Genomic DNA, 8,456 nt, shown 5'->3' on the forward strand with positions numbered 1-8,456 from the left:
CGTTGAACCACTTCACAGTGCCGTTAGCCATTAAAAATATCCTTCGAATGGGACGTCCGAAACTCACAGGTCGTGAGTTTCGCGTCGCCGCGATGATGACCCACCCGGGGAAATGGCCGGGTAACAAAATACGCCTGCGGTCAGAACCAGCAGGCGCACACAAAGTTCATGGGAACCACAACTGCAACTATCACGACTGTAGCAGGGTCCGCACCCCAACGGGGGAGTTCTCCCTGGCCAGTTCGCCGGCGTGGCTCCGACCTGCGGCGGCGCCGGGCGGTCGCCCCCGTCGGCGGGGCCCCCGCGCACCGGGGGCGGGCGCCCTCGTGCCCTCCCGTCGGCCAAGATCCAAAATATCCGGCGGATCAAGCCGCCCGCTCCGCCGAAATCAGGCGCATACTGGCCAGGATGACGAATTCAGCCGCGCCCCGGCGCCACCTCCCCACCAGCCCCTTCCGTCGGGCTCCGGCCCCGCCGCCGCCCAAGCAATTCGCTGTCGGAGACCGGGTGACGCACGACGAGTACGGCCTCGGCCGCGCCATCGGTGTCGAGGGCGAGCTCGCCGTCCTGGTCGACTTCGGCTCACGAACGGAGCGGATCACTGCACCCTTCGCCAAGCTCTTCCGGCTGTGACCCCTGGCGCCCGGTCGACTCGCACGCCGACCGGCGCGAGGGCGGACAGCCCTCGACTCCGCCCATCAGAAGCATGAGGACGTGCGGCGCCGGTTGACGCCGGTGTCGACGCCGCCCCGCCCCGGAGAGCCCGCTCTCCGGGCCTTCCGCATGTCCGGGCCCGGTGGCGGACTACGCTGAGACGTGTTGCCCGGCAGACCCAGGAGACCGCGCGCATGAACCCGGAGCACTTCGCCCTCCTCGACGAAGCCCGCCGGAGCCTGCCCGACGGCTTCAAGGTGGAGATCTCGGGCGACACCATCGTGATGATGGTCAGCCCCTCGGGCATCCACCAGCGGAACCTGTTGCTGGTCCGCCGCCAGTTCGACCGGCACGCCCCGGCCGAACTGCTGCCGAGCGAGAACACCGATCTGGTCTCGCCCGCCGTCGGCAAGAGCCGCAACCCGGATCTGACCTATCTGCCCGGGGAGGCCCTGGAGACCTCGGCCAACCAGGTCCCGGCCGAGCTTGCCGCCGTCGCCGTCGAGCTGGTCTCCCCCTCGAACCCGGAGAACGACTGGGTGGGGAAGGTCCGCGACTACCCGTTGATGGGCATCCCGCTCTACCTGCTGGTCGACGCCCGGCAGAAGACGGTCACCCTGTTCAGCCGGCCCGACGGCACGAAGTACCACCGCCGCGAGGACATCGAGTTCGGCGAGACCCTGCACATCCCCGAGCCGTTCGGCTTCGACCTGGCCACGGGTGACCTGCTGCCGTACTGACCCGAAAAGGGGTGGGCGGGGGAGGCGGGGCCCGCGATCATGGCGGGCATGGACTCCAGTTTTCTCGGGATCGACGAGGTGGCCGAGGTTCCGGCCGTCGCGGTCGTGGTCGATGTCATGCGTGCGTTCACCGTGGCGGCCTGGGCCTTCGAGCGGGGGGCCGAGAAGATCGTTCTCGCCGGATCGCTGGACGAGGCGCTGGCGCTCAAGGCCCGGCAGCCGGGGTGGGTGGCTCTCAAGGACGGGGCGGCGGCGCCCGGGTTCGACGCCGTCAACTCGCCGGGGCTGCTGCGGGGCGTGGACCTCGGTGGGCGGACGGTGGTGCAGAAGACCACCGCCGGGACGGTCGGCGCGCTCGCGGTGAAGGACGCCCCGCTGGTGCTGTGCGCCGGCTTCGTGGTGGCGGGGGCGACGGCGCGGCTGCTGCGGGACCGGGGGTGCGGGAGCGTCACCTATGTGGTCACCGGCGAGGACGGGCGGGCCGAGGAGGACCTGGCGTGCGCCCAGTACATCGCCGGGAGGGCCGCCGGGGACGGGACGGACGCGGACCCGTACCTCCGCCGGGCCGCCGGGTCGCGGGCCGCCGGCGAGTTGGCGCAGGGGGTGCGCGAGGGGGCCCATCCCGACGACGTCGCGCTCTGCCTCGAACTCGACCGGTTCTCCTTCGCCATGGTGGCGGCCCAGGAGGACTCGCTGACGGTGCTGCGGCCGGTCGCCGTGCCCTCGACGCCCTGAACCGCACCCTCCGACCGACGGCGCGGCGGGCCCCGAGGAGTGGAGTGGACTCCTCGGGGCCCGCCGGGTCGGACCGGGGTCAGTGGGCGGTCAGTTCTCCGCCCACTTCTTCTTGGTGTCGATCAGCGAGCCGTCGGCCGCGTAGAGCCGGAGTTCGGCCGGGACGCCGCGCTTGGCGGCGCCGATCCAGCGGGCCTCGGAGTCGCCGAGGGACAGGATGGCGGGCTCGGCGGTGACGCCGTCGGCCCACTCGATCACGGCCCGGGCGACGCCCGGGGGCACCAGGCCGATGTCCACCTTGGGGACGGTGTACAGCGGGTCGTCGGCGCCGCTCTTGGCCTGGGCGCCGAACCAGAAGTGGTCGAAGTTGCCCGACACCGAGCGGTCCGCGTAGTAGAAGCCCACCGGGCTCCCGGGCGGCGCGACGAAGGTCTCGTCGGAGCGCGCGAGCCGCTTGCCGTCCTGGATGTAGTAGAAGACCACGTGGTCCGCGTCCGGCGTCCCGTACCGGGTGATGTACTCCTCGGTGGGCGCGGGCCAGGGGGAGCCGGCGTCGGCGTCCTCCTGCCAGATCAGCCGGGCCTGCTCGCGGATCCCCTCCTTGCCGGGGGCCGGCCACAGGGCCGCCCAGACGCTCCAGGGCTTGCCGTCCTTGGTGCCGGCGAGCACCTGGATCCGGGTCGGGACGAGCGGGTCGCGGGGGGCGCCCGGGGTCGCGGCGGGCCCTCCGGCGGCCGGGGTCAGCACGGTCGACACGTCCGCGCTCGACGTCACGGCCGTCGTGCCGCCGCCCGGTCCGCCGGCCCCACCGTTCACCGCCGCCACTCCGCCGAGGGCGGCGACCAGGGCCAGCGCCAGCGCCCCGCCCATGGACGTCCGCCGCCGGACCACCCGCCGCCGGCCGCCGGCCAGCACCGCCGGGTACGGCGCCGGGCCGGTCTCCATCGTCTCCACCAGCCCGGCCAGTGCCCGGGCCACCTCCTCGCCGCCCGCCACCTCGGTCGCCTGCGCCTCGTCGCGGTTCATGCCGCACCTCCGATGCTCGTCATGGTGATGAGTGAGGAGACCTCGCGCAGCTTGGCGATGCCCTTCGACGCCTGGCTCTTGACCGTGCCCACCGAACAGCCCATGGCGGCGGCGGCCTGGGACTCGCTCAGGTCCTCCCAGTAGCGCAGCACCACCGCCTGCCGCTGGCCCGGCGGCAGGGTGCCGAGGGCCTCCAGCAGGGCGGCCCGCTCGTCCAGGCGGGCGAAGCCGTCCGGGCCGGTGCGTTCCGGCACGGCGTTGACCAGCTGCTCCGGGACGCGGCGCCGGAAGCGGCGGGCGTGCTCGTTGATGACGATCCGGCGCACGTAGGCGTACGGCTCGTCGGCCTTGGTGACCCTCCCCCAGGCGGCGTAGGTCCGCTCCAGTGCGGTCTGCACCACGTCCTCGGCGAGGTAGCGGTCCCCGGTCAGCAGGAACGCCGTTCGCATCAGACGTGGCCAGGCACCGGTCACGAACGCGTTGAAATCGGCGTCCCGCTCGGCCTTCTTGGCTCCCATGAGTACCTCCTCGTCCACCCAGAGCCCGCGCCGGCCGCGAACCGTTGCCGGGGCGGTCCGCGGAGTGGTCCGCGAGGGCAGTCCGAACGGGCAGACGAGGAGGTCAGGAGACTGGAAGGTTAGAAGGTCGGAAGACCGGAGGAGCGGGCGGGTCAGCCGGCGGGCGGGATGTTGAAGTTGAGCCGGAAGAGGTTCCCCGGGTCGTAGACCGCCTTGAGCTCGGTGAGCCGCCGGTGCACGGGCTCCGGGTAGGCGGTGCGCACGACGGCCGGGTCGGCGTCGTCCAGGCCGAAGAAGTTGGCGAGCGCGCCGCCGGTGGACCACGGGCGCAGCCGCTCGTGCAGGGCGGCGTGCGCGGTGCGCAGTCCGTCCAGCGCGACCGGGCCGATCATGCTGGTGGAGAAGGCCAGGTAGCCGGCGTCCCGGCCGCCGACGGCGTTCGGGACGGCGGGCTCGCGCGAGTAGGCGCCGCCCTGGAGCCGGATCTCGACGATCAGCGGGCTGTCGGCGTCCGGTCCGGCGAGTTCCAGTACGGCGTCCGCCGTCGCGCCGGTGAACTCGCGCAGGGCGGTGTTGCGGTCGTACGCGGGGTGCGCGAACGGCGGCTCGTGGTGGATCGTGCCGGCCTCGGTGAAGGGCAGCTCGCGGACGGTGTCGAGGAGCGGGGTGCCGAAGGCGCGCAGCGGCCGGACCCATTCCTCGCCCTGCTCGGCCGGGCCGCTCCAGGCGACCCGCAGGACGACGGCGTAGCGGCCGCGGATCGGCTCCGGCACGGCGTCGAGGTCGGGGTAGCGGATCAGCTGGGCGGAGGTGGCGAGTTCCTCGGGGACGGTCCGGCTCCACTCGGCCCAGCCGTGCAGCGCGGCGGCGGCGGATTCGGCGGGGTAGTAGAGGCCGCCGCCGTAGAGGCCGGAGCAGGGGACGAGGTCGATCTCCATCGCGGTGACGATGCCGAAGTTGTCCTTGCCGCCGCGCAGGGCCCAGAACAGGTCGGGTTCGGCCCCGGGACCGGTCCCGAGCAGTCGGCCGTCGGCGGTGACGACCTCCAGCCGGCGGACGTGGTCGGCGGCGAAGCCGTGGGCGCGGCCGAGCAGGCCGATGCCGCCACCGAGGGTGTAGCCGACCGCGCCGACGTCGGGGTTGGAGCCGCTCAGCGGGGCGAGGCCGTGCGGTGCGGCGGCGTCGATCACCTGGCGCCAGCGGACGCCGGCCCCGACGGTGGCGGTCCGGGCGACCGGGTCGACGGCGACCTCGTCCAGCGCGGCGGTGTCGATCACCAGTTGGCCGTCGGTGGGGACGGAGATGCCGTGGCCGGTGGCGCGGACGGCGACGGCGAGGCCGTGCTCGGCGGCGTACCGGACGGCGGCGATCACATCGGCGGTGTCGGCGGCGGACACCACCAGCGCCGGGCGGTGGTCCAGCGCGAGGTTGTAGCCGGTCCGTCGGGCGTCGTACTCGTCGTCTCCCGGCCGGTGCACCGGCCCCTTGGTCTCGATCATGCCGGGAGGCTAACCCGCGCGGGGGCGGAGCAATCCCGTCCGTATCCGATCTCTGTCAGGTCGCCGACGAACGGGTTCTGACGGACGGTCACGGCTGCGGGGCCCGGCCGCGGCCTCCCCCCGGGGCCGCGGCCGGGCAGTCGTGGGCGCCCTAGCGGCTGGCGCCGGAGGCGCGGGTCATGATCTCCAGGTTGTGGCCGTTCGGGTCCTCGAAGTAGGCGCCGCGGCCGCCGAACCAGTCGTTGACGCGACCGGCGTGGCGGTGGAACGGGTCGGCCCAGTAGGTGATCCCGCGGTCCTGGACCCGGCCGAGGATCTCGTCGAACTCCTCGTCCCCGACCAGGAAGGCGTAGTGCCCGGTGGGGACCGGCCCGTCGATCCGCATGACGTCCATCGCGACGTCGTTGGCGAGCCGGACGACGAGGAAGGGCTCGCTGCGCACGGGGGCGGCCAGACCGAGGATCTCGGTCAGGAAGCGCGCGGTCTCCTCGTCGTCCCGTGCCGGGACGATCGTGTGGTTCAGCTGAACGGCCATGGAACGCTTCCCTCCTGGGACTTCCGGACGTACCGACGAGCGTAGGACTTGAAGTCCGCTTCACGTCAAGCATGTCGTAAACTACACGATGTAGTGCACTGCAAGGAGGATTTCCCCGTGACCGAACAGACCGCCCCGGACGCGACCACCCCGGACGCGAGACCCGCCGACGCGGATGCCGCCCCGGCCACCGCGCGCCGCGGCATGCCGGAGAAGCGGGTGGCGATCGCCCGCGCGGCGCGCACCGTGTTCGGCCGCGAGGGCTTCACCCGCACCAGCGTGGACGCCATCGCCGCCGAGGCCGGCGTCTCCAAGCGGACCATCTACAACCACTTCGCCGACAAGGAGCAGCTGTTCCGGTCGGTGATCCTGGAGGGCGCCACCGCGGTGGCCGCCACCCAGGCGAAGATCGCCGACCGCCATCTGCGGAAGATCGTCGACCTGCGCACCGACCTCGTCGACTTCGGCCTGGAGCGGGTCGACTCGCTCACCACCTTCGCCGAGCACTGGGCCCTGGTCCGCACCATCGAGGCCGAGGCGCTGCACATCCGCCCGGCGGTGCTGGAGGCCTGGCAGGAGGCCGGGCCCCGGGAGACCCACCGGGTCCTGACGCACTGGATGGCCGAGTTCGCCGAGCGCGGGCTGCTGGTGGTGCCGGACCCGGCGGAGGCCGCCCGGATGCTCAACCTGCTGACCTTCCTCGCCGTCGCCCAGCCCACCTTCTACGGCGCGCTGCCGATGCCGGCCGAGCGGATCTCCGAGGTCGTCGAGCACGGCGTGGCGGCGTTCCTCGCGGTGTACGGCGCACCCGGCTAGGGGCGGTCACCGGCGATGGAACTCACCTTCGTGGACGTCGGGCCGGACGGGCCCGCGCTGCTGCGGGACGTCGCACCGCTGCTGCTGGCGCTGCGTCCGGCGCTCGGGGCGGCCGGCTTCGCCGCCTTCGCGGCCGAGGCGCACGCCCAGGGGCTGGTGTTCACCGCCGCGTACGACGGGCGGGGGCGCTGCCTGGCGGTGGCCGCCCACCGGGTGCTGGCCACCAGCCGGGGGCGGCTGTTCTTCGTCGACGACCTGGTGACCGCGCCGTCGGCCCGCTCGGCCGGGGTCGGCGGGCGGCTGTTCGCGGTGCTCAGGGAGCGGGCCGCGGCGGCCGGCTGCGTCCGGATCGAACTGGACTCGGGGACGGCCAACCACGGCGCGCACCGGTTCTACCACGCACACCGGATGGCGGTCACCGCACTGCACTTCGGCCTCGAGCTGTAGGACACGTCTCTAACATCCGGCCGGTGGCCCCCGAACCGGTTCCGGGCGCGATGTGTCAGGTCCACGGCCGGACTTGACGGACCCGTCGGTACGCCTTTGACCCTCCCGCGGGCCGCCACCCAGGATTCCGGCCATGGGAGAAAACAGCGCAGAAAACGCCCCGCTTTTCCGTTCCCGGGCCGAGATCCGGATTTCCGCCACCCCCGACGAGATCTATTCGGTGATCAGCGACCTCCCGCGCTGCGGCGAGTGGAGCCCGGAATGCCAGGGCGGCAGCTGGATCTCCGGCGCGCCCGCCGAGGTCGGTTCGGTGTTCCGCGGCGAGAACCTGCGCAGCCCGGACGTGGTCGCCTGGGCGCCGGTGGTCCGCGGCACCTGGTACACCCACGCCGAGGTGGTCGCGGCCGAGCCCGGCCGGACCTTCCGCTGGGCCATGCGGGACACCGGCGGGCGCGCCCAGGACAGCGTCTGGGCCTTCGACGTGGCCCCCGGCGCGGACCCGGACGCCGACCACAGCGTGCTGGTGCACCACTTCCGGATGGGCGCCGCCACCGAGGGGATCCGCGGCATCACCGCCGGGATGGACGAGGACGCGAAGCGCCGCTTCTTCGCCGAGTGGGGCGAGAAGGTCGCGGCCGACCTCGGGGTGACCCTGGAGCGGATCAAGCGGGTCGTCGAGAAGGACAACTGACCCGATCCCCCCCTGGAAGAGATTCCGAAAAAGGCTCCTGGCACAGCGTCCCGGCGGCACAGCCCCGGGACGGAACCCCTGAAAGCACAGCGACCCTAATCCCACGAGAGGGCGGAACGGTGCTCCTTCAGCGCATTGCCAACCGGGGAATCCGACTGGGCACGCTCTTCGAGCGGGCCGCCGTCCGGAACGGCGCGAACGTGGTGATCCTCGACCACGACCTCGACATCGCCCCCGAGCTGGGCCGGCGGTCCACCGTCGCCGAGCTCGCCGACCTGGTCGACGACCACGCCTCCCGGCTGTGGGCCGCCGGGGTCCGGCCGGGCCGCCGGGTGGTGGTCCACAAGTCGAACAGCTTCGACATCACCCTGCTCGCCTGTGCCACGGCCCGGATCGGCGCCGTCCCGGTGCTGCTCTCGCCCCAGCTGGACGGCGGGACCGTCGCCGAGCTGGTCCGCCGCACCGACGAGCCGTTCCTGGTCACCGACGCGGTCAAGCTCGCCAAGGAGCTGCCGGCCGAGGTCTTCGAGCTGGCCGCCACCGTCCTGCTGGCCTCCGGCAGCCACCCCGGGGCGGTCGAGCTGGCCGCCCTGGCCGGCTCGCCCCGGGTCGCGCCGGTCACCGCGCCACCGGACCACCCGACGCTGATCACCCACACCTCCGGCACCACCGGCACGCCCAAGCTGGCCGTGCACACCGGCCGCACCCTGGAGGCCCGCTACCGGCCGCAGGCGCTCGTGCTGCGGCCGGTGGTCCCGGGCCGGGAGACCATCGCCATCCATGTCTCCTTCGTCC

At 73.0% G+C, this 8,456-nt stretch carries 11 protein-coding genes; 7 read left to right on the forward strand and 4 right to left on the reverse strand.

Annotation, left to right across the window (positions count from 1 at the left end; genetic code table 11):
- Nucleotides 1-408: 408 nt before the first annotated feature.
- The 3 genes from VR45_RS18990 (at nt 409) to VR45_RS19000 (ending at nt 2,129) form a co-directional block, all read left to right on the forward strand.
- Nucleotides 409-633 (forward strand): hypothetical protein, encoded by a 225-nt coding sequence (locus tag VR45_RS18990; RefSeq protein WP_045940986.1) that lies wholly within the window; start codon nt 409-411, stop codon nt 631-633.
- 215 nt (nt 634-848) lie between these two features.
- A complete protein-coding gene (locus VR45_RS18995; RefSeq protein ID WP_045940987.1) occupies nt 849-1,394 on the forward strand; it encodes a Uma2 family endonuclease in 546 nt (181 codons plus the stop codon).
- A gap of 48 nt (nt 1,395-1,442) precedes the next feature.
- Nucleotides 1,443-2,129, forward strand: a complete 687-nt coding sequence (locus tag VR45_RS19000; RefSeq protein WP_045940988.1) for a 2-phosphosulfolactate phosphatase — start codon at nt 1,443-1,445, stop codon at nt 2,127-2,129.
- A 90-nt stretch (nt 2,130-2,219) separates the two neighbouring features.
- On the opposite strand, the gene VR45_RS19005 is transcribed toward VR45_RS19000, so the two are convergent.
- The 4 genes from VR45_RS19005 to VR45_RS19020 form a co-directional block, all read right to left on the reverse strand.
- The gene (locus tag VR45_RS19005) at nt 2,220-3,155 is read right to left on the reverse strand and encodes a hypothetical protein (protein WP_045940989.1); all 936 of its coding nucleotides are present in this window, start codon (nt 3,153-3,155) and stop codon (nt 2,220-2,222) included.
- Nucleotides 3,152-3,673 carry a SigE family RNA polymerase sigma factor gene (locus VR45_RS19010; protein WP_045940990.1) on the reverse strand — a complete coding sequence of 174 codons (522 nt, stop codon included), beginning with the start codon at nt 3,671-3,673 and terminating at the stop codon, nt 3,152-3,154. Before VR45_RS19010 ends, VR45_RS19005 begins: the two co-directional genes overlap by 4 nt.
- 152 nt (nt 3,674-3,825) lie before the next feature.
- Entirely contained in the window at nt 3,826-5,172 is a 1,347-nt protein-coding gene (locus VR45_RS19015; RefSeq protein WP_045940991.1) for an FAD-binding oxidoreductase, read from the reverse strand.
- A 151-nt stretch (nt 5,173-5,323) separates the two neighbouring features.
- Nucleotides 5,324-5,707, reverse strand: a complete 384-nt coding sequence (locus VR45_RS19020) for a VOC family protein (RefSeq protein ID WP_045940992.1) — start codon at nt 5,705-5,707, stop codon at nt 5,324-5,326.
- Between the two features lie 117 nt (nt 5,708-5,824).
- On the opposite strand from VR45_RS19020, the gene VR45_RS19025 reads away from it, so the two are divergent.
- The 4 genes from VR45_RS19025 to VR45_RS19040 form a co-directional block, all read left to right on the forward strand.
- Nucleotides 5,825-6,523 (forward strand): TetR/AcrR family transcriptional regulator, encoded by a 699-nt coding sequence (locus tag VR45_RS19025; protein ID WP_045940993.1) that lies wholly within the window; start codon nt 5,825-5,827, stop codon nt 6,521-6,523.
- 15 nt (nt 6,524-6,538) lie between these two features.
- Entirely contained in the window at nt 6,539-6,970 is a 432-nt protein-coding gene (locus VR45_RS19030) for a GNAT family N-acetyltransferase (RefSeq protein WP_045940994.1), read from the forward strand.
- Nucleotides 6,971-7,103: 133 nt separating this feature from the next.
- Nucleotides 7,104-7,661, forward strand: a complete 558-nt coding sequence (locus tag VR45_RS19035) for an SRPBCC family protein (RefSeq protein WP_045940995.1) — start codon at nt 7,104-7,106, stop codon at nt 7,659-7,661.
- Nucleotides 7,662-7,780: 119 nt separating this feature from the next.
- Nucleotides 7,781-8,456, forward strand: a 676-nt coding sequence (locus VR45_RS19040) for an AMP-binding protein (protein WP_045940996.1), incomplete at its 3' end; no start/stop codon positions are given.

It is taken from the genome of Streptomyces sp. NRRL S-495 (genome assembly GCF_000966955.1).
Lineage (GTDB): Bacteria > Actinomycetota > Actinomycetes > Streptomycetales > Streptomycetaceae > Kitasatospora > Kitasatospora purpeofusca.